General features: G+C 39.7%; 12 protein-coding genes and 2 riboswitches. Of the genes, 9 read left to right on the forward strand and 3 right to left on the reverse strand.

The features are described 5' to 3' along the window. The first annotated feature begins 5 nt into the window (after positions 1 to 5). The 5 genes from J6O61_RS11045 to J6O61_RS11065 all read left to right on the forward strand — a co-directional run bounded on the left by J6O61_RS11045 (position 6) and on the right by J6O61_RS11065 (position 8,171). A complete protein-coding gene (locus J6O61_RS11045; protein WP_292213055.1) occupies positions 6 to 767 on the forward strand; it encodes a response regulator in 762 nt (253 codons plus the stop codon). Positions 768 to 1,116: 349 nt separating this feature from the next. After that, entirely contained in the window at positions 1,117 to 2,871 is a 1,755-nt protein-coding gene (locus J6O61_RS11050; RefSeq protein WP_292213058.1) for an ABC transporter ATP-binding protein, read from the forward strand. A 42-nt stretch (positions 2,872 to 2,913) separates the two neighbouring features. Next, a complete protein-coding gene (locus J6O61_RS11055; RefSeq protein WP_292213061.1) occupies positions 2,914 to 4,698 on the forward strand; it encodes an ABC transporter ATP-binding protein in 1,785 nt (594 codons plus the stop codon). A 269-nt stretch (positions 4,699 to 4,967) separates the two neighbouring features. After that, the gene (locus J6O61_RS11060) at positions 4,968 to 6,434 is read left to right on the forward strand and encodes an extracellular solute-binding protein (RefSeq protein ID WP_292213063.1); all 1,467 of its coding nucleotides are present in this window, start codon (positions 4,968 to 4,970) and stop codon (positions 6,432 to 6,434) included. A 12-nt stretch (positions 6,435 to 6,446) separates the two neighbouring features. Next, entirely contained in the window at positions 6,447 to 8,171 is a 1,725-nt protein-coding gene (locus tag J6O61_RS11065; protein ID WP_292213065.1) for a methyl-accepting chemotaxis protein, read from the forward strand. Positions 8,172 to 8,290: 119 nt separating this feature from the next. Here J6O61_RS11065 and J6O61_RS11070 read toward each other — a convergent pair whose 3' ends face one another. From J6O61_RS11070 to J6O61_RS11080, 3 genes are all read right to left on the reverse strand, one after another. After that, a complete protein-coding gene (locus J6O61_RS11070) occupies positions 8,291 to 9,469 on the reverse strand; it encodes a phosphoribosylaminoimidazolecarboxamide formyltransferase (protein ID WP_292213067.1) in 1,179 nt (392 codons plus the stop codon). A gap of 128 nt (positions 9,470 to 9,597) precedes the next feature. Then, the gene (locus tag J6O61_RS11075; protein ID WP_292213069.1) at positions 9,598 to 10,305 is read right to left on the reverse strand and encodes an IMP cyclohydrolase; all 708 of its coding nucleotides are present in this window, start codon (positions 10,303 to 10,305) and stop codon (positions 9,598 to 9,600) included. A gap of 69 nt (positions 10,306 to 10,374) precedes the next feature. Then, a riboswitch (ZMP/ZTP riboswitch) is annotated at positions 10,375 to 10,460 on the reverse strand. A 96-nt stretch (positions 10,461 to 10,556) separates the two neighbouring features. Further along, positions 10,557 to 11,162 carry a TIGR01440 family protein gene (locus tag J6O61_RS11080; protein ID WP_330613776.1) on the reverse strand — a complete coding sequence of 202 codons (606 nt, stop codon included), beginning with the start codon at positions 11,160 to 11,162 and terminating at the stop codon, positions 10,557 to 10,559. Positions 11,163 to 11,473: 311 nt separating this feature from the next. On the opposite strand from J6O61_RS11080, the gene J6O61_RS11085 reads away from it, so the two are divergent. The 4 genes from J6O61_RS11085 (at position 11,474) to thiT (ending at position 21,842) form a co-directional block, all read left to right on the forward strand. Further along, positions 11,474 to 13,609, forward strand: a complete 2,136-nt coding sequence (locus J6O61_RS11085) for a bifunctional diguanylate cyclase/phosphodiesterase (protein WP_292213071.1) — start codon at positions 11,474 to 11,476, stop codon at positions 13,607 to 13,609. A gap of 63 nt (positions 13,610 to 13,672) precedes the next feature. After that, positions 13,673 to 17,188 carry a PD-(D/E)XK nuclease family protein gene (locus tag J6O61_RS11090; RefSeq protein ID WP_292213074.1) on the forward strand — a complete coding sequence of 1,172 codons (3,516 nt, stop codon included), beginning with the start codon at positions 13,673 to 13,675 and terminating at the stop codon, positions 17,186 to 17,188. Between the two features lie 37 nt (positions 17,189 to 17,225). Beyond that, positions 17,226 to 20,924 carry a helicase-exonuclease AddAB subunit AddA gene (addA, locus tag J6O61_RS11095; RefSeq protein WP_292213076.1) on the forward strand — a complete coding sequence of 1,233 codons (3,699 nt, stop codon included), beginning with the start codon at positions 17,226 to 17,228 and terminating at the stop codon, positions 20,922 to 20,924. A gap of 43 nt (positions 20,925 to 20,967) precedes the next feature. Continuing rightward, positions 20,968 to 21,069: riboswitch (TPP riboswitch) on the forward strand. Between the two features lie 80 nt (positions 21,070 to 21,149). After that, positions 21,150 to 21,842 carry an energy-coupled thiamine transporter ThiT gene (thiT, locus tag J6O61_RS11100; RefSeq protein ID WP_292213078.1) on the forward strand — a complete coding sequence of 231 codons (693 nt, stop codon included), beginning with the start codon at positions 21,150 to 21,152 and terminating at the stop codon, positions 21,840 to 21,842. Positions 21,843 to 22,032: the final 190 nt, after the last annotated feature.

Raw genomic sequence — 22,032 nt, forward strand, 5'->3', positions numbered from 1 at the left:
GAAAAATGGAAAAGAAACTACTTTTAATAAGCAGGGGCTCTACATTTATGGTGGATGCTATTTCCTCCAATCTTAGGGAGGCAGGTTTTACGGTAAAAAAGTGTGAACCTGCAATGAAGGAAATCGCAGAGAGTACTAAGGATATTGATATTATTCTTTTTTATCTGGGAGATTATCTGGATGATATAAAAGAGGACATTGTTTATCTTAAGGATATTTGCATTGAAAGGGAGATAAGCCTTAGTGTCATCGGTGATGATGCAGAGGTGAATGTCCTTAGGCAGACTGTGGCAGAGGGACAGATTGCCAATGTGTTTTCAAGGCCGCTTGATATCAAGAATCTTGTAAGTGTCATGGAAAATGTAGCACAGGGAAGAGAAGCACAGGCTCTTAAGAAAAACATTCTTTTGGTGGATGATGATGCGTCTTTTCTTAAGATGGTAAAGGACTGGCTGTCAGATGACTACAGAGTGACCATCGTAAGCTCCGGAATGCAGGCTATAACTTATATTGCCAAGAACAGGCCGGATCTTATTCTTCTTGACTATGAAATGCCTGTTACAAGCGGACCCCAGGCACTTGAAATGATAAGGAGCGAAGTTGGAACCTCAAACCTTCCTGTATTTTTCCTTACAGGGAAAGGTGATAAAGAGAGCGTAACCAAGGTTCTTACCTTAAAACCTGAAGGATATATATTAAAGAGCGCCGGTAAAAATGAACTGGTTTCCCAGATAAAAGACTATTTTGAGAGACATAAATCAGTATGAACAGGAATTTTCTGAAAATTGTTATTGACAATTTCGGTCAATCATAATAATGTATTTATAGTCGATAAAATTACGAAAGGAGGTAAACACAATAATGATTATCAGAGTAAGACTTAATAATTTAGTTAATAGGAACAATGTGGTTGCCTCGCAGGAGTTTGCTTTATAAGTGAGCTTGAATTGATATAGCAGCGCGGTTTCCACGAATGGAAATCGCGCTTTTTTTATGCAATAAGATATATGGTGAAAGGCTAATGCGTAAGGACGGTAGGATTTCCATGGGAGGTCCTATCGTTTTTTTGACAACTAGTTTTAGCAAAAGCGCTTAGCGCAAAAGGATGTGATTTATATGAAAAAGTATATTTTAAGAAACTGGTGGAGATATACACTTGGGGGCATATGCCTTGTATGCAGTACTTTGGTGGATATTCTCGTACCGTTTATAACACTTTCCATGGTGGATGATGTCATCGTGGGAAGAAATATGAATATATTCAGAAGAGATATTTTTCTGTATGTGGCAGCAGGTCTTGGAAGGGCAGCTTTCCAGTTTGTTAAAGAGTTTTGCTGTGATATGTCGGGATGCCGCGTGGCATCAGGCCTTAGAAAGGATATGATGAAGCATATCTTTTCACTTCACAAGGAGTATTTTGATAAACACAATACCGGTGAACTTATGGCAAGAGTTAAGGATGATGCGGGTTCGGTGTGGGACCTTACAGGCTTTGTGGGAATGCTCATGACAGAGGCTACAGTTTATTTCTTTGGGGTAATCATCTGCATGGTGTCACTTAACTGGAAACTTAGCATTGTTCCTCTTGTTTTTATGCCGCCGCTGGCATACATAGCTCTTCATCTGGAAAAGAAACTGAATAAGGATTATGACGATACCAGTGAGAAAAATGCCGCTCTTACCAAAGTGGTTGAAGAGAATATCTCCGGAGTAAGAACTGTGAAGGCCTTTTCAGCTGAGAGCTCAGAGCTTAAGAAATTCGACGAAAAGAACCTTGAATATGCGCAGGCAAATAAGAAGTTTGCCACAGACCTTGCAGATACAGATCCGCTTCTTGGAATGATTCCCAAGATCATGCAGACTTTCGTTGTGGCAATCGGAGGATATGCTGCGATAAAGGGAAGTATTACCTATGGAACTCTTGTGGCGTTCGTGTCTTATTCTATCAGCATTGTATGGCCCATAGAGAACCTTGGATGGATGCTGTCTCTTATTTCTCAAGGCCTTGCAGGGTATAAAAAGATTGAGAAGGTGCTGGATACAAAGCCGCAGATTACTGATGCTTTAACAGAAGCAGATGATGAAAAGAGCTTTCCTGATGCGGTAAAAGGTGATAACAGCGGCGAGATTTCTTTTGACAGTGTTAGTTTTACAATTGACGGTAAGAGAATCTTAAAGGATATTTCTTTTACCATTGAGAAGGGTAAAACTCTTGGAATCATGGGAGCTACCGGTGCAGGAAAGAGCACAATCGTTAACCTTATTGAAAGGTTTTACGATGCTTCGGAAGGCTCTATAAGAATAAACGGAATAGACATAAGAAAAATGCCGCTTGCGGACATTAGGGCTTTTTCATCAGTAGTAACGCAGGATGTATTTCTTTTCTCTGATACCATTACTGAGAATGTGAGGCTTGGAAGCAAGGCAACTATGGATGAAATAACTGTAAGGCAGGCCATAAAAAGCGCCCACGCCAAGGATTTTGTTGAAAAGATTACTGACAGTTACGGAGCTGTAATCGGAGAGAGGGGAATCGGACTTTCAGGCGGACAAAAGCAGAGACTTTCAATTGCCAGAGCTCTTGCCAAGAGGGCAGATCTTCTTATTCTTGATGATTCCACATCGGCCCTTGATATGGAGACTGAGGCCGCCATACAAAAGGAGCTCAAGGAAAAACGCGATATGAGCAAGATTATCATCGGACATCGAATTTCTTCAGTTAAGGATGCCGATGAGATCATAGTTTTGGAAAAGGGAATGATTAAAGAAAGGGGCACTCATGCAGAACTTTTAGCCCAAAAGGGGCTATATTACAGTACCTATGAGGCTCAGTACGGAGACTACAGAAAGGCTATGGCTTCCGGAGAATAATTTTTAAGAACAGAAAACATAAGGCAAAAGGGAGGTGTTTACATGGCTATAAACAGCACCAGAGAAGATGAAGAACTAAAAGAGAGCATAAAGCTTGATGTCTTAAAAAGGCTTTTGGCGAATCTTCTTATATATAGAGGAAAAATTGTTTTGGTCACGCTACTCATTTTTTTGACTGTAGTGATATCGACGGTTTATCCCCTTATGATTGAAAAAGTAATTGATGATAAAATAGTAAACGGTGATGTAAGTGGGCTTTTTATTATGGCGGGAATAATGATTGTTCTTGCCGTTGTGAGCTATTTGGCCACCAGAATCTGGAGAAGGATAATGGCGGATATTTCCAATGATATGATACTGAATATCAGGAGAAAGCTTTATATTCATATTCAGGAGCTTGGAGTTGATTTTTTTGACCAGAGACCTTCAGGTAAGATTCTTGCAAGAGTTACAGGTGATGTAAATGCGTTAAAAGAGGTCCTCTCAAGCACAGTGACGACTCTTGCCCCGGAAGCGGTGAGCCTTGTTGTTATCCTTGTGATAATGATTATAAAAAGTCCTGTACTTTCTCTGTCAGCTGCCGTGGCGGTTCCCATTATTATGTGCGGATTGTACTTTTGTGAGATTCTGGCTCATAAGAGATGGCAGATGCATAAAAAGAAAGATTCGAATATGACGGCGTTTATTCACGAAGGCATTGAAGGGGTATCTGTTATACAGAGCTTTAACGCTGAAAAAGAGGCAGAGAGAGAGTTTAGCGGTATAGTTGATGATGTTATCAAAGCTTTCAGGTCTGCGGTAATAATTACTGACCTTTACAGTCCTACAATTGAGATTGCAGGAGGTCTTGGAACAGCTACATTATATTATCTTGCAGTGACAAAGCTTGGAGTTACAGCAGAGTCTATAGGTACACTATCTGCATATGTACTGTATCTTGGAATGTTCTTTAATCCCATAAGGAATCTTGCCAACTATTACAACAAGCTGATAACCAATCTTTCATCAGCAGAAAGAGTTTACGAGATAATGGACATGGAGCCTCTTGTAAAAGATAAAGAGAAGGCTGAGGATATGCCGGAAATTCAGGGAAATGTGGAGTTTGACCATGTGACCTTTGCTTATCCGGATGAGCCTGATGTTGATATCCTTCATGATGTCAGCTTTAAGGCAAAAAAAGGTGAAACCATTGCACTTGTCGGACCCACAGGTGCGGGCAAGACTACTATAGTGAGTCTTATAAGCAGATTTTATAATACCAAAAGCGGAAGAGTACTCGTTGACGGCTATGATATCAGCAAAGTAACAATACAGTCCCTCAGAAGTCAGCTGGGAATCATGACTCAGGATAACTATCTGTTTTCCGGCACCATAAGAGACAACATCAAGTATGGAAGACCTAGTGCTACCGATGAGGAAATGATAGCTGCAGCCAAAGCCGTTCATGCCCATGATTTCATCAATATGATGGAGGATGGATATGACACGGTTATAACAGAAAGAGGAGGTGGTCTCTCCAACGGTCAGAGGCAGCTGATTGCTTTTGCGAGAACTCTTTTAACCAATCCCAAGATACTGATACTTGATGAAGCTACGTCAAGCATAGATACCAAGACGGAAATTTTGGTTCAAAGAGGAATAGAAGAGCTTTTAAAGAAGCGAACCTCATTTGTTGTGGCACACAGGCTTTCAACTATAAAAAATGCTGACAGGATATTCTTTATCGATGATGGAGGAATTCTTGAGTGGGGCAATCATGAGAGCCTTATGGCAAAAAAAGGAGCTTATTACAACCTTTACGCATCGCAGTTTGTGAGTGCTTCATAATGATTTAGAGTAGAAAAAATCCGAGAGAACATAGACTGGTTCTTTCGGATTTTTTTTCCTGTATATGGTAAAAAAATGTAATTTTATATCGTGTGAAATTATATTGTAATAAATATTTTATATGCTATAATGACATTCTGCTACCGTATAAATATGCGAAAAAACAATGATACAGTTGCCGGATAGTAGAAATAAAAATGCGATAACTGTGGCGCTTATCTACTTTTTGATATTTATACAGAATGTTTTTTTGCTTTAGTGGAGGAATAATGAACAGGAAAGTACGGATAATTAATTCAGCCATGATATCAGCAGCTCTTTTGCTTACGGCTTGCGGAAGCTCACAGGACATGTCTTCTATCGGAAGAGAAGGACTGACAAAGGAAGACGTTATAGGCAGCGCCTATAATAGTGCTGTTAAACCGGAGTCTATAACCATAATGGTTGATGGGACTCTTGTAACACAGGAAAATGGCAGAGATGAGTTTGAAAAAAGGTGGGAGGACCTGACAGGAATTGATCTTGTAATAATCCAGCCTGAGCATGATGTTTACTATGAGGAAGTTTCAAAAGCATTTGAAGAGGGAAATCTTCCGGATGTGGTGCTTTTAAGTTCCAATTACTATACCACGTATGCAGCTCAGGAGCTGCTTGCAGACATAACCCCTTATTATAGCGGTTCAGATCTTGAAAAAAAGGTAAGTGAAGCAGGTAAGAGTGCTCTGATAGACGGCCTTAAGATAAACGGTAAGCTTTATGGCATATCTCCTACAAGGGGAAACGGATGTGTGACTTATATCAAGAAGGCGTGGCTTGATAACGTAGGACTTGATGTACCAACTAATTATGATGAGTATATGGAAGTTCTTAAGGCATTTACCGAAGGCGATCCTGATGGAGACGGAATAAACGGTAACACCTACGCAGTTTCTGCAGCAGGAATAATTAATAATGAGGCACCGTATATCAACTATTTGCCGGAGTTTTATCAGGATGCTTATCCATCATTTTATGAAAAAGAAGATGGAACCTGGGCTGACGGCTTTATGGATGAAGAGATGAAGCAGGCTCTTGTAAGGCTTAGGGATGCATATTCAAAGGGATATCTGGATAAAGATATTGTGGATAACGGAACCGGTGATTGCAGGGATAAGTTCTATGCCAATGAATTTGGTATTTTTACATATTGGGCAGGAACATGGGCAAAGACACTTTCCGGGAAACTTGTAGAGGCAGGTGTTGATGGAGAACTGATTGCTATGCCCCCTATTGCAGAGACAGGTCTTTATCTTGAAAGAGTTGCACCTGTATGGTGCATAACTTCAGCTTGTGACAATCCATCAGGCGTATATAAATATTTCATGGAAACAATGAATGATGGAGGCGAGATTGAAGAGTTATGGACTTACAGTCCAATATCAGACAGCTTTGCCAAAAATCATATAGATCATCTTCTTGCTACTGTAGCTCTTACAAATGATCCGGGAGCAGGCAGTATCACTGAGGATCAGGCTAAAGCGCTTCAGATTTTTAATGATAACAGTAAAATGGCAGACTTGCCATATAGTACGGATGCATATTCTCTTTATAATGAAGATTTAATGAGTCTTAAGAAAGAGTTGATAAAAAAGGTTGTTGTTGACGGTGCGGATATTGAGACCTCCTATGCTGAATTTGCAGCAGCAAACGGAGCATATATGTCGCAGGCGATTGTGGATTCACTTAATGCGGAGTAAGGAGCAGAGATTATGGAAAAGGGAAGAGGAATAAGATTCAGTATAAGGTCAAAAATAACTATCGGAAGTATTTTGTTAAATGTAATTATATGCGCTGTCATGGGAATCTCAATATATCGCTTTGTTCGTGACAGTTATGTTACAAGTGCTTCGGAAAATACATTGGCAATAAGCCAGATAGCTGCAAAACAGTTAAACGGTAACCTGCTGGGACTATTGGAAACGGGAGCTGATAACAGCTATGCCAATACAGTTATGCAGGAAGATATGGCAGAGGTAGTAAGCTCAGCCAATATAAGTTCTATTTATACCGCAGGAATGAGAAACGGAGAACTTGTATATTTATCCCGTCCTGTTTCTGACGGAATGAGTATCGGTGCTTTGGTTGAGGATGAATACAAGGAGGCTATGACAGAAGCGCTGAGTACATCAGGATATGTATCAGCCGATATCAGGAAGACAACCACCGGAGTAAGCTATATTACAGCCTATGCGCCTATTTTTAACAAGGCAGGAGAAACTGTAGGAATACTGGGAATAGATTATATTGTGGAAGAGCTTGTAAATTCTCTTAACGCTATTGTAAAAACTACAATAATAATCGGTGTGGTACTTTCAATTCTTTCGGCAATTATTTCTATTCTTCTTGCCAATGGAATTGCCAACGGACTTAGCAAGGTTGACAAGAAGATCGGAGATCTTGTAAGCAATAACGGAGATCTTACTCAGAAGATCGAAGTCAGAGGAAATGATGAAGTTTCTGATATTGCAGATAGTATCAACAGCCTCCTTGAATACATAAGGGAGGTTGTAGGCTCAATATATACAAGCTCCAACAGGCTTTCAGGTTCAGTTGATACTGCACTTGACACCACAGTTAAGACCAATGACCAGCTTGATGGAGTATCTGCCACTATGGAAGAAATGAGTGCTGCGATGGAAGAAACATCTGCATCACTTCAGCAGGTTCAGAGCTCAACAAGCAAGATTAAAGATGATGTACAGGACATGTACGTAAGTGTTCGTGAAGGAACGGATTATGCAGGTAATATGGAGCAGCGTGCTATGGAAATGAGGCAGCATGCTGAGGATGAAACGAACCTGGCAAAAACAGCGGCTGATGATATGACCAATAATCTTAATGAAAAGATTGAGAAATCAAAGGCAGTTGAAGGCATCAGCAACCTTACGCAGACAATACTTGATATAGCATCTCAGACAAATCTTTTATCTCTTAACGCCAGCATAGAAGCAGCAAGAGCCGGCGAACACGGCAAGGGCTTTGCGGTTGTTGCCGGAGAGATAAGCTCACTTGCAACCAATTCTGCCGATACAGCCAAGAAGATTCAGAAGATTTCCGATGAGGTAATAGGAACTGTAAGAGAATTGGCAGAAGAAGCAACCAAAATGGTTGAATTTGTCCGTGAGAAGACAGTAGCCGGATATGTTCAGCTTATGGATACAGGGCTGCAGTATCAGGAAGATGCTCAAAAGATATCTGAAATGCTAAAAAATGTAGAACGAGCTTCCCATAATATAGAAAGCTCAATGAATGTGGTATCAGATGCTATGACCGATGTTTCTACAGCTGTAGATGAAAGCGCAAGGGGCATCAGTGATGTGGCAGGTGCAGTTGCAGAGATGTCAGATAATATGAGACAGAACAAAGACGTTGTTAATGAAAATGCTAATATTGCACAGCAGCTTGATAGTGAAGTAAATAAGTTCAAATTCTAAATAAAAAACAGGTCCCTGTCCTGAGGTGCCCCCAAAAGCTAGATTTTAGGTCTGACTTTTGGGGGAAGTACAGATTGGGACCTGTTTTTTTATCTGAATATCTTTGAAATTAGAAATTATTAGTGATGGAAGAGGCGAAGTCCTGTGAACGCCATTACCATGTCATGGCTGTTTGCTGCCTCAATTACATTGTCATCACGAACGGAACCGCCCGGCTGTGCAACGTATTTAACACCGCTCCTGTAAGCTCTTTCGATATTGTCTCCAAATGGGAAGAATGCATCTGAACCAAGAGCAACATCTGTGTTCTTATCAAGCCATGCTCTCTTTTCAGTTTCTGTGAATACAGGTGGCTTTTCCTTGAAGATATGTTCCCACTTTCCATCTGCTAAAACATCCATGTAATCTGCGCCAATATAAAGGTCGATAGCGTTATCTCTGTCAGGACGTTTAATTGTATCAAGGAATGGAAGATTAAGTACCTGTGGAGCCTGACGAAGGAACCAGTTATCAGCTTTTGAACCGGCAAGTCTTGTGCAGTGGATACGGGACTGCTGGCCGGCACCGATACCTATAGCCTGTCCGCCCTTTACATAGCAAACGGAGTTGGACTGTGTGTATTTAAGGGTAATAAGAGCGATAATAAGGTCAATCTTTGCAGACTGTGGAAGGTCTTTGTTGTCTGTGACGATATTATTCAGCATATCTTCACCAATCTCAATGAAGTTATGACCTTGCTCAAATGTTATTCCGAAAACCTGTTTTTTCTCGATTTCTTCAGGAACATAGCTTTCATCTACCTTAATTACAGCATAGTTGCCGTTCTTTTTGGCCTTAAGTATTTCAAGTGCTTCATCGGTATAGCCGGGAGCTATGATTCCGTCTGAAACTTCTCTTTTTACAAGCTTGGCTGTGTCAACGTCGCAGACATCAGATAAAGAAATGAAATCACCAAAAGAAGACATTCTGTCAGCGCCGCGGGCTCTTGCGTAAGCATTGGCAAGGGGGCTGAGTTCTCCAAGATCCTCTACCCAGTATATTTTCTTTTCTATATCTGTAAGGGGAGTTCCGACAGCAGCACCTGCAGGTGAAACGTGTTTAAAGGAAGTTGCCGCAGGAAGTCCGGTTGCTTTTTTTAACTCTGAAACAAGCTGCCATCCATTGAGCGCGTCAAGAAGGTTGATATATCCCGGTTTTCCGTTTAATACCTCAATTGGAAGATCTTTTCCGTTTTCCATATATACACGGGATGGTTTCTGATTTGGGTTACATCCGTATTTAAGCTGAATTTCGTTCATGTTATTCTCCTCTGAAAATAGTTTAAATTTGATAAACTTCGATAAAACTTTTTACTGAAAGTGACTTATGCATTATGCTTTTGTGAAATTCGTAACATATGAGGATTTCTGTATTTTAGTTTAAGAAGTCATGCATTCTTGTTTACAATTCGTGTCTCATATTTTCCTGTAGCAATTTCAATATATCTTGTGAATAGAGATACCTTATTATCTTCATTAAGCGCATTCCATATATTTTCTGTGAAAGTATCAATATCACCTGATATATTTACTCTGGTAGGTTCGCCTTCAAAACTAGGAAGGGGATTTCCGTCCTTCATATATGTGTGGATGAAATATCCTTCGCCGGCCTTCGGATTGTCGTATGTATAGGTGAATCTAAGGCACTGGTCAGGATCGCCGTTGTTGCTTTTTAATATAGACATTGCAAAATCATATTTGCCGTTTTCTACGTTCATGAGACCTGAAATTCTGGGTGTGTAATTGGGGGCATCCGGCTCAAACTCTCTTGTTCTAAGGGATTCTTCGAAAGTCTTACCTTCTTTCATAAGATCATAGACGGTATCAGTCTGATCACCGTTTGTTACAATGGTTGAAGTACCAAGTACGCGAACAGGTGCGTAGATAATAAGACTTGGATCTTCCATCTTGGAAGGATCAAAAGCCTGTGTGCGGATTCCCTCACCGTCTTCTACAAATACGCGGTTTCTTGAGTTTTCACTTCTTCCCATGATGAAATATGCACAAACTGCATATTTTCCATCCTCTGAAGTACCGATTACAATACCTCTCCCGGGATAGGAGGTGCTTCCGATTTCTTTTTGTAAATCTACCATTTTCTTATCCTTTCTTGTAGTTGCTAAAGAAGCTGAACACGCAAAAACCGCCTGAGCATTCCACTTATAAGCGGTTGCCCAGGCGGTCGACGATTCATAATATTTTCCATACTCCCATGTGGTTACCCACTTATCCGCCAGTTGTATGGACAAGTTAAACATACACGTTTTGATTTCAAATTTCAATATGGCATTTTTACCAAATGTTCAAAAGACCGGAAAGTTATAGAGTCTTTCGGGATTTAAGAATATCACATGAGGTTCTCGTCATATATGGCGCGTTGGCCGCCAACGTACTTTGGACGATGGCGGGCACAGATTATAGGAGCATAACCTATCTTGCGAAGAGAGATGCGCATAGGAACTACTACGCTGTGCATGTGCATTCCTATCATTGTGCCGCCTATGTCTATTCCTGCATCAGCTCTGCCACATATGGATTCAACCAAAACAGGATCATCAAATCTTTGGTAGCTGACAGTAGCCATAGCTCCTCCTGCGTGATTAGGCTGGGGAATGGCATTAACCTGCTCAAATCCGTATTTTTCCATTGCCTCTCTTTCAACTACAAGAGCTCTGTTTAAGTGCTCGCAGCACTGGACAGCAGCAAAAATGCCGTATTCCTTTAATACCGGAATGATTCCGTCATAGACAGCACCTGCAGAATCAAGATTAGTTGCGGTCCCTATCTGGTCACCTAAAATTTCACTTGAAGAACAACCAATAACAAATATATCGCCTTTTTTAAGCCTTGCTTTTTCAAGTATTTCTGTTACAGCCTGCCTGCTTTGGGCAGTTATTTCGTTAAAATCCATGTTGAGTCCTTTCTGATAAACAGCATTGTTGTCGTAATCCATTTGATTCTGTTGCTTTTTCGTGTGGTTACTTTTTATCTGTTGCTGTGTCTGTACTTTGTCTTATAAAAAATAAGTTGAAAGAAATATATAATAATTCTGACATTGCCAAAATATCCAAAAACAAGAATTATTATATGACCAGAATGAAGGTAGGAATTTGTTATCCGGCTTGTTGCAAATCATAATGTAATGATAAAAAAAATCTGAAATAACGTATTATATTAATATATTAAGTCATGTTCTATGGTACAATTTATATATATGTCAAAATGTGAGAATATTGCACCTATTAGTGCAAAATGAGGCGTTTTATGAGCATGTTTGAACATGATGATGCTGAAGAATTCGGTCATATTGATGAATTGACAGGTCTCCATAATCTTACGGGAATATTGGATCATCTGCAGGGGCATGGTGAGTACGCAGCGTCTGAAAAAACAGTAATAATCTATCTGAATGTTATGAATTTCAAGTCCTTTAACCAAAGGTACGGGTTCTCCGGTGGAAATGAGTTTCTAAAGGGACTGGCAAATGAAATTCAAAGCATTTTTTCTGATGAGCTTGTTGCAAGAACGGGTGGAGATCAGTTTATTGTTCTTTCAAATTCAATTGAAGAGGATGTTATTTCCAAACGACTTGATATACTTCGAAGAAGCGGCCATAAGTATGAAAAAGGGCTGCGTATGCGCATTAAAGCCGGTATATATATGGCATCTGGAGATGAGACAGATCCTGTGGTAATGATAGACAGGGCAAAGATGGCATGTGATGACATAATCAGGGTATACGATAAGGATACTAATTATTATTCTGAAGAGTTAAGTAAAAGAAACGAACTTAGGCAATATGTTATTGATAATTTTGAAAGCGCATTTAAAAAGAGATATTTTACGGTATATTATCAGAAAGAGGTCCGTGCACTTACAGGGAAGGTATGTGGATATGAAGCTCTGGCAAGGTGGATGGATCCTACTCGTGGAATGATATCACCCGCTATTTTTGTTGAGGTTTTAGAGAGTGTACATCTGGTACATAAATTAGACATTTATATCATTGATATGGTTTGTGCAGATATTCGTGATGATATTAATAGCGGTTATGCTATAGAACCGGTTTCTGTCAATTTATCACGTCTTGATTTCGAACTGTGTGATATTATGTCGGAAATTGATAAATGCAGGGAGAAGTATGACATACCCAAAAATCTTCTTAATATTGAGGTTACAGAGAGTGCAATAGCAAGTGGATCAACATTTTTGGGTGAACAGATAAAAAAGTTTAGAAATGCCGGTTATCAGGTATGGATGGATGATTTTGGCGCAGGCTATAGCTCTTTTGGCAATCTTAAATCCTACGATTTTGATATGCTCAAAATAGATATGAGCTTTATAAGAGAATTTGAAACCAATAAAAAATCAAGAGTTATTCTTGCAACCATCGTAAATATGGCAAAAGAACTTGGAATACATACTCTGGCGGAGGGTGTTGAAACTCAGGAGCAGTATGATTTTTTGAGACGAATCGGATGCGAAAAGCTTCAGGGGTATCTTTTTGGCAAGCCTAAGCCGATGTCTGAAATTGACAGATCAATTGAGTTAAGTGATGATGTTTGTGAGGATTTTGAATATCATGAGTATTATGATGGTATCGGTGGGATAAATTTGCTTGGAAGTACGCCGCTGCGTCCTAAGACCATGCAGGTATTTAATAACCTTCCAATAGGAATTTTGGAGTTTGTAGATGAGACGCCTGTAATTATTTACGCCAATGATGCATACAGAAACTTCCTTAGCAGTTTGGGCGTTTCAAGTGTTGAAGATGCAAATAAGAGAAATCAGACAAAAGAAATACCTGAAGTAAAATGGCTTTTGGAAATTGCAAAAAAGGCAGAATCATCAAGCGATAAGCGCTCGGAAATGGATATCGTCATTAATGGAAGTGTAGTTAATACAAAGCTCAGATTTATATCAAGAAAAGGCAATAAAGCTGCATTTGCCATAGTTTCAAGAAATGTTACCATGCATGGTGAAGCCAAAAAATCTGACAATATTCAGGTGGCTATGGCTCATGTATTTAACCAGTATTTCAGAGTTGATCTGTATGATGAAGATGGAACTGTAGAAAATATTTTCCTTAATTCGGATCAGCTGCCGGTTGCAGATATAGAGTCAGACGCAGCTAAGGCTGTTCAGATTTATTCGAATATGTATCTGTATGAACAAGACAGAGAGCGTTTTAGAAAGTTTTATGATTTTACAACTGTTTTAAAAAGAGTAAAAGAAGTTGATAGAGACTATCTTGTTGATTATTATCATTCTGCTATTCCGGGGGATAACGGAAGAATGCAGATGTACATGATACTTCCTTTCCATTATAATGACAGATGGAAGTATATATCATGCTGCAGATATGCTGATGAAATAAGTGATGAGCAGCTATATACTTAACACAGGCTGTCTGACAGGTTCATTTTCCCGGATGACAGTCAGGATGATTGTGAGTAGACAGGCATGTTAAGATTTTGTTTTGGGGCATCCGGTTCGGGGAAAAGTACCGGATTGTACAGTGAAGTAATAAAAAGAAGCATTGAAAATCCTAAGGGGTCTTATTACATAATAGTTCCCGACCAGTTTACTATGCAGACACAGAAGGACGTTGTAAAAATGCATCCTTCTCACGCTATAATGAATATAGATGTATTGAGCTTTGGAAGGCTGTCACACAGAATATTTGAAGAGCTTTCCATAAGCTCTTTTTCTGTGCTGGATGATCTTGGCAAGAGCCTGGTTCTCAGGCGGGTGGCTGATATTCTTGGAGCTAAACTTCCCGTTATAGGCAAAAATATGCATAAACCGGGGTATATTGACGAAGTAAAGTCAACAATTTCCGAATTTATGCAATATGGTATTTCGGATGAAGCACTTTTGGTACTTGAAGAAAAAAGTGCTTCCAAAGGTGCGCTCAATTCTAAAATTAAGGATTTAAGGCTTCTTTACAGCGAGTTTTTAAAATATATTGAGGGAAAATACATAACAGCAGAAGAAACACTTGATGTACTTTGCAGAAACATTCCGGTTTCCAACCTTATGAAGGACAGCGTCATAGTATTTGATGGATTTACCGGATTTACTCCGATTCAGTACAGAGTTATCAAAGCACTTCTGGAAGTGGCACGTGAAGTGGTTGTTTCACTTACAATAAGCCCCGATTGCGATCCCTATGATGGAAAATATGAGGAGCAGGAGCTGTTTATGCTCAGCAAAAAAACTGTTCTTGATCTGGAAAAGCTTGAATATTCGGGAAATATGAGCTTTGATGCCTGGAGAAACACAAGAAATCAGGAGATGAAAGCCGGTGCGCAGGGAGATATCTTTATCAAAGAGTCACCGGTTAAGCGTCTTGCAAATAATAAGCCACTTTCTTTTTTGGAACAGAACCTCTTTAGATATAAGACTGCAAAATATCAGGGCGGGCAGGATAGTATTTGTATTTATACCGCTTCTTCGCCACTTGAGGAAGTAAGGCAGACTTTTATCAAAATATCAGACCTTGTAAGAGAAAAAGGATATGAATACAGAGACATAGCACTTGTTTGCGGTGGCTTGGATAATTACAGCGACAATTTAGAGGAAGAGGCACGGAAATTTAATATACCTGTTTACATTGATAAGAATAGCAGTCTGCTGCTTAATCCATTTATTGAGTATATTACAAGTGCCATAAATATAGTTATTTCGGGATATAAGTACGAAGATGTTTTCCACTATATGAGAAGTGGAATGACATCGTTTCCACCTGAAGATATAGATCTTTTGGAAAACTATGTAAGAGCTCTTGGCATAAAGGGCAGAAAGCAGTGGGAAGATAAGTTTTTAAGGCGAATGCCCAAGAAATTTAAGGCTTCTTCACGGAATAAGGATTCAGAAAAAGAAATTCTGCTTTTAGAGAAGCTTGAAGGAATGAGAGAGCAGATAAGCAGCAATCTCAAGCCTCTTTTTGACAGCAAAAGAGGTACAGTCAGAGAAATAACACAGGCACTTCTGACAGTTATCGAAAATGAAAAATGCAGTGAAAAACTTGATGCTTACAAGGAAAAATTCAAAGCCTGCGGCAATGAAAAGAAGGCAAGAGAGTACGAACAGGTATATGACAAGATATTAAATCTTCTTAAGCAGATGGATGAGCTTTTAGGGGATGAGGTACTTGATCTTACAGAATACAGAGATATATTAAACGCAGGATTTTCCGAAATTGAAGTTGGAACAATTCCTCAGGATGTTGACAGAATAATAGTAGGAGATATAGAAAGAACAAGACTAAGGGAAGTCAAGGTTTTGTTCCTGATAGGTGTCAATGATGGGTATATACCTTCGGGAGCCGGTTCCGGCGGGCTGTTATCGGATATAGACAGGCAGTTTCTTTTGGAACTTGATACCGGAGTAGAACTGGCACCAACCCCAAGACAACAGATGTATATCCAAAGGCTCTACCTGTATATGAATCTGACCAAGCCTACTGACAGGCTTTATTTGTCATATTCTGAACTGGGGGCAGATGGTAAATCACTTCGGCCGGCATATCTGATCCCCAAGCTGCTTGGAATGTTTCCTTCATTGGAAGTCCAAAGGCCTGAAGATGGAATATTTGAAGATCAGCTGGTAACAACATCTGATAGTTTTGATAAGCTATCAGAGATGATCAGAAAATATGCGTTGGGAATACTCGGAGATAGTGAAAAGGAAAATTTCATTACGCTATACAGAACTTTGGAACAGCTTTGTATTGAGGACAGTGAAACCATAAAAAAAATCACAGATGCAGCATTTAAGAGATACGAGGATAAGCCTTTGTCCAGGATGGTGGCACTTTCTTTGTACGGTGCAAATCTGGAAAACTCCGTCAGTCGTCTGGAACAGTTTGCCGGCTGCTGCTATGCTCATTTCCTTAAGTATGGTCTTAGAGTCGAGGAGAGAAAAGAGTATGAGTTTAACGCAGCGGATCTGGGGAATGTATTTCATGAGGTTTTGGAAAAATACACCTATGAGGTAATGAAGGGACCAAAGAAGTGGGCAGACGTGACAAAAGAGGAGTCTGACGAATTGTTAAATCGTATTTTAACAGAATGTATAACAGGTTATGGTGAGACAATTCTTATGAGCAGTGCCCGCAATCAGTACATGGCAGAACGAATAAGGCGCATACTGACAAGAACTGTGGATACTTTAAAGTATCAGGTATCGAAAGGCCACTTTGAGCCTGCATTTGTGGAAATGGATTTTAGAGATGCCGGAAATATTGACGAGATCAATGTGACTTTATCTGAAGATGAAAAGAATAATATTCTCACTAGCATGAAATTGCATGGACGCATTGACCGGGTTGATCTATATGAAGATCCGGACCACGTTTATGTTAAGGTAATTGACTTTAAATCAAGCGGACACAAATTTAATGTGGCAGCACTCTATTATGGTCTGCAGCTGCAGCTTGTAATGTATATGAATGTGGCAACAGCAGCCATAAAGAAAAACAGGGGCGGAAAGGACACGATTCCCGCTGCAGTGCTCTACTATCATGTAGATGATCCTATGGCTGAGGGAAAACAGGATTTACAACCGGATGATATCAATAAAGCTATAAAAGACAAACTCAGAACGACCGGATTGGTCAATGAAAATATAGATGTGATAAATCTTCTGGATGATGGACTAAATGGTAAGTCAGATGTGATTCCGGTTGAACTAAAAAAAGACGGAACGGTATCAGCAAGGTCAACAACCGTGACTTTAGATGATTATAAAGCTATTTCCGGTTTTGTGGATTCCAAGATAAAAGAGTTCGGAAACAGGATTCTTAATGGTGAAATAAAGGTAAATCCGTATGAAATGGGTGAAAGATCATCATGTACCTATTGTTCATACAGATCAATTTGCGGATATGATGAGAAAATTGAGGGCTATTCCATGAGACAACTTGATATAAGCAGCGATGAAGCCATGGAAAACATAAGAAATCAGAATAATTAATTCTAAATATAATATTCAGTAATAGAAGGTTGGATAAATGGGAGTTAATTTTACAGAAGAACAGCAGGCGGTTATAGACGCCAGAAAATCTAATATACTCGTATCTGCAGCTGCCGGTTCGGGAAAGACGGCAGTACTTGTTGAGCGTATCATTCAGATGATCAGCAGTGATACAGACATAGATCATCTCCTTGTAGTTACGTTCACTAAGGCTGCTGCATCTCAGATGAAAGAAAAAATAACGCTTGCAATTCAAAATAAACTTCAGGAAGAACCTGAAAATAAACATCTTCAGAAACAGGAGACGCTTATTCATAATGCCCAGATAACAACCATTGACTCATTTTGTCAGTATGTCATCAGAAATAATTTCAATCATATAGGACTTGATCCATCCTTCAGAGTCGGAGATGAGGGGGAATTAAAACTTCTGATGGAGGATGTGATGTCAGATCTTCTTGAGGAAGAATATGCTCTTGCCAGAGAGGGGGAAAATGAGGATTTCCTTTATTGCATGAACTATTTTGGAACAGGCAGTAATGACAAGAAGGTTGAGGAATATATAAATCAGCTTTATAAGTTTTCCATGAGTATGCCATGGCCTGAGGACTGGCTTTGTGAGAGAGCGGGGGACTATTTTCTCGATGGTGAAAACTTTGATGAATTGCCGTGGGTAAGAGATTGTATTACCTATATTCATGGTGTGTTAGAAGAAGAAGTGGATAAAATGGCTGCTGCAATTAAAATTTGCGAGGAACCCGACGGCCCGTATTTGTACGGAGATCTTTTGGAAAGTGAGAAAGACAGTATTTATGCGGCTTTACAATATAATACCTACAACGAGCTTTTTGACAGGGTTCGCAGCATTTCTTTTGGCAGACTTCCCGGAAAAAAGGACGATAGCATAGCACCTGAAAAAAAAGAATATGTTCAGAAACTCAGAAACAAGGTCAAGGAGGATATAAAGGATCTTGTTGAGAATTATCTGGCACTGACTGCCGAAACAATAGTTGATCAGATGAAGCTCTGTGACAGGGCAGTAAGGCAGCTTTGTATGCTAACCGTGAAATTCAAGCTTAAGTTTGATGAGAAAAAAAGGGAAAAGCAGCTGATTGATTTTTCCGATATGGAGCATTTTGCGCTCCGGATTCTTGTGGATCACCCGGGTGATACTCCGTCAAGTGTTGCTCTTGAATATAGAGATTATTACAGGGAAGTTCTGATTGATGAGTATCAGGATTCCAATAACGTTCAGGAGCTTATCCTTAAGTCAATTTCCGGCGAAAAATGTGATAAATCAGAAAGATTTATGGTAGGTGATGTCAAGCAGAGTATCTATAAGTTCAGGCTTGCAAGACCTGAGATATTTATGGAGAAGCTTGGGACTTATAAGCGTGATACCGATTCTAAGGATCGAAGAATAGACCTTCACAAGAATTTCCGAAGCAGAAAAGAAGTTCTTGAGGGTACTAATTATATATTCAAAAAAATAATGGGAAGTGATCTTGGGGGCGTGGATTATGATAAAGACGCCGAGCTGGTGACAGGAGCTTCTTTTGATGAGCCAAGGTTTGACATGTCACCGGAATTTCTTTTGATAGACGGAGCACCTTCAGATAACCCGGGTACACAAGGTACAGACATTGATGCATATGACTTAAAGGAAAAAGAGGCACTTGCCATATCAATCCGCATCAAAGAACTGATGAAAGCTGATCCGACTCTTAAGTTTAAGGACATTGTAATCCTTCTTAGAAGCAATGCCGGATGGGATGATGTATTTAGAAATATTCTGGAAACCCAGGGAATACCTGCATACATAGAGTCAAAGAGCGGTTATTTTGAGACAAGTGAGATAAGTACAATGCTTAATGTACTCACAATCGTAGATAACCCTTTACAGGATATTCCGCTTATCAGCGTGATGCATTCGCCAATCGGCGATTTTACTGATGAAGAACTGGCGGAATACAGGATAGCTATTGATAAAGACGAAGAAAATCTGTTCACTGATTCTTTTTACATGGGGTTAAAGAGATTGATGGAAAAAGATAGTGAAAGCTACCAAAAACTCACTGATTTTATGGGTTTTATCGAAAACTTAAGGGAAATGTCAGTGTATACACCTGTACATGAGCTTCTTCAGTTTATTATACGTAAGACGGGCTATGATAAATATGTGGCTGCTCTTCCTGCCGGAAGCCAGCGAAAAGCAAATCTTGATCAGCTGCTTTCAAGGGCTATTACCTTTGAAAAATCAAGCTTTAAGGGACTTTTCCACTTTATCAGGTACATTGAACATTTAAAAGTGGCTATGGTGGATTACGGTGAAGCTGGAATCATTGATGAAACTGCGGATGTAGTAAGAATCATGAGTATCCATAAAAGTAAAGGATTGGAATTTCCGGTGGTTTTTGTGGCAGGACTGTCCAAGAAATTTAATAAGATGGATACAAGGGGAGACCTTATTGCGGATATTGATCTTGGTATAGGCGTAAAATGCATAAACACTGAACTCAGGGTTAAATATGACACCTTAAAGCGCCTTATCATTGCCGATAAAATGAAAAAAGACAGCCTGGGTGAAGAACTTAGGGTTTTATATGTTGCTCTTACAAGAGCCAGGGAAAAGCTTATTATGACAGGTGCTTGTAAAAGTCTGTCGGATAAGCTTACTTCGGTTATCCGAAATATGCAGGTCATAGCAGAAAAAGAGCTTTTGCCATATTCCATGCGAACCTCTGCAGATAGCTTTTTGGATCTTTTATTGCCTGCGCTTATAAGGCATCCCGGTGTGGAAAAACTTATAGATAAGCTGGGAATATCCAAGGAAAATTTTATGCCTTTTGTGGATAAGAGTGCAGGAAATGTGGCTTTTGAATTTAACAGCGTAAATGATGATGATCTGGTTAAAGCTCTAAGCAGCGATGAAGTGAAGGGACTTATTCGCCTTGAGAATCTCAAGGGCGATTTTAGAGATTTCTTTAATAGTGAATTATCGGAAAGACTAAAAGCAAAGTTTGAAGCCGTGTATGCCCATGAAGATCTCAAAGGTCTTTTCACAAAAACTACTGTAACTGAGCTTAAAAGCAAAAAACTTCATGAAGAGGCGGAAAAGTTTACAAGAGAAGTGGATTTTTGTATTCATGAGGAAAAGGAGGCGCCTTCTGCATCAGAGGGGAGTTTGTCCGGAGCAGAGAGAGGAACTGCCTACCATAGAGTCATGGAGCTGTTGGATGATCAGATTTATGGAAGAGAAGACCTCCTTGATAAGGATAAAAAAGAAGTCACTAAGGTGCTGAATGAATGGATGGTCCTTAAGGAAAAGGAAAAAGTGCTGCCATCCGAATATGTAAACTGCGTAAAAACTGAGGATGTTGCTGTATTCATAAAGACCGGCCTCGGAAAGCGCATGGGGATAGCTTACAGAAATGGTAAGCTCATGAGAGAAAAGCCTTTTATGATGGGGATACCTTCAAAGGAACTGGATGAGAAGTTCCCCGAGGAGGAAATGGTACTTATACAGGGAATCATAGACGCTTTTTTCATAGAAAACGGTGAGATTGTACTTCTTGATTATAAAACCGACCATGTAAAGAGTGATGAAGAACTGATTTTACGGTATAAGGTACAGCTCGATTACTACAAAAGGGCCATTGAAGCATCTACCAATATGAAGGTAAAAGAAGTATTTATTTATTCTTTTGCTCTTGGAAAAGAAATCAAGGTCTATTGACAAAACTGCTGTATAAGCGTTTAATATGATTGATTAAACAAAATATTACCGCTAGGGGAGCTTTGCTGAGATCGTACATTTTTATGTCGGACCCTTATCACCTGAACCGGATAATACCGGCGTAGGGAAGCAACAGATATTTATTGTTAAGCATGTTTTATTACGTGATAATGATAAATCCTCCTCTTGATACGGTATTGTATTCATCAAAGGGAGGATTTTTTTATGGATTTATTTTTGCAGGATGTCAGTGGTGAAGGCGTATACAGCTTTACAACCGGAGGCTATGTTTTGTTTGTGGGACTGATGGTTTTAGCGCTTTTGGTGGTGAGCTACTTTGTAAACAAAGATGGTAAGGGCAAAATGAGTATTAAGCAGCTTACAACATCAGCTCTTTGCATTGCACTGGCATTTGTTTTATCAAATGTTAAACTTTTCAAAGCACCTATGGGTGGTTCCGTTACAGCTTTTAGTATGTTCTTTATCACATTTATTGGCTATATGTATGGACCAAGAGTAAGCCTTTCGGCTGCATTTGCTTATGGACTTTTACAGATGATAGTTGATCCTTATATTGTGAGTGTTCCACAGCTTATCTGCGACTATGTTCTTGCATTTACAGCACTAGGAATTGCAGGATTTTTCAGCAATGCCAAATATGGAATGTTCAAGGGTTATGTTGCCGGCGTGTTAGGCAGATATTTCTTTGCAGTTCTCTCAGGCGTAGTGTTCTTTGCCGATTATGCCCCTGAGGGAATGTCACCGGTTGTTTATTCTGCTCTTTACAATGGTGCTTATCTGAGCCTTGAAGCAATTCTTACTCTTGTAGTTCTCTTTGTTCCGGCAGTAAGAAATGGATTGAACCGCCTTAAAAATGAGGCAAATGAGGTCGGAGTGAGAAAAGAAGCTACTGTGTAATATAAGACTTATATCTCTGATAATCGTCGCTGCCTAAGGTAGCGGCGATTTTTATTGTGTAGCATCTTTAATAAAACCCCCTGCTATGCAGGGGGACAACAGCTGCTTTAGCTTAAAGTAGAAAAACTCCGATATTACAAGATTTTTGGGTTCGCCAACCAAGCTTGAATAAAGGAGTTTTGGCTCATAT

It is taken from the genome of Butyrivibrio sp. (assembly GCF_017635265.1).
Taxonomy (GTDB): Bacteria; Bacillota; Clostridia; order Lachnospirales; family Lachnospiraceae; genus Butyrivibrio.

Coding starts and splice junctions, on each gene's coding strand:
- J6O61_RS11045 (WP_292213055.1), top strand. CDS start 6: ATGGAAAAGAAACTACTTTTAATAAGCAGGGGCTCTACATTTATGGTG.
- J6O61_RS11050 (WP_292213058.1), top strand. CDS start 1,117: ATGAAAAAGTATATTTTAAGAAACTGGTGGAGATATACACTTGGGGGC.
- J6O61_RS11055 (WP_292213061.1), top strand. CDS start 2,914: ATGGCTATAAACAGCACCAGAGAAGATGAAGAACTAAAAGAGAGCATA.
- J6O61_RS11060 (WP_292213063.1), top strand. CDS start 4,968: ATGAACAGGAAAGTACGGATAATTAATTCAGCCATGATATCAGCAGCT.
- J6O61_RS11065 (WP_292213065.1), top strand. CDS start 6,447: ATGGAAAAGGGAAGAGGAATAAGATTCAGTATAAGGTCAAAAATAACT.
- J6O61_RS11070 (WP_292213067.1), bottom strand. CDS start 9,469: ATGAACGAAATTCAGCTTAAATACGGATGTAACCCAAATCAGAAACCA.
- J6O61_RS11075 (WP_292213069.1), bottom strand. CDS start 10,305: ATGGTAGATTTACAAAAAGAAATCGGAAGCACCTCCTATCCCGGGAGA.
- J6O61_RS11080 (WP_330613776.1), bottom strand. CDS start 11,162: ATGGATTACGACAACAATGCTGTTTATCAGAAAGGACTCAACATGGAT.
- J6O61_RS11085 (WP_292213071.1), top strand. CDS start 11,474: ATGAGCATGTTTGAACATGATGATGCTGAAGAATTCGGTCATATTGAT.
- J6O61_RS11090 (WP_292213074.1), top strand. CDS start 13,673: ATGTTAAGATTTTGTTTTGGGGCATCCGGTTCGGGGAAAAGTACCGGA.
- addA (WP_292213076.1), top strand. CDS start 17,226: ATGGGAGTTAATTTTACAGAAGAACAGCAGGCGGTTATAGACGCCAGA.
- thiT (WP_292213078.1), top strand. CDS start 21,150: ATGGATTTATTTTTGCAGGATGTCAGTGGTGAAGGCGTATACAGCTTT.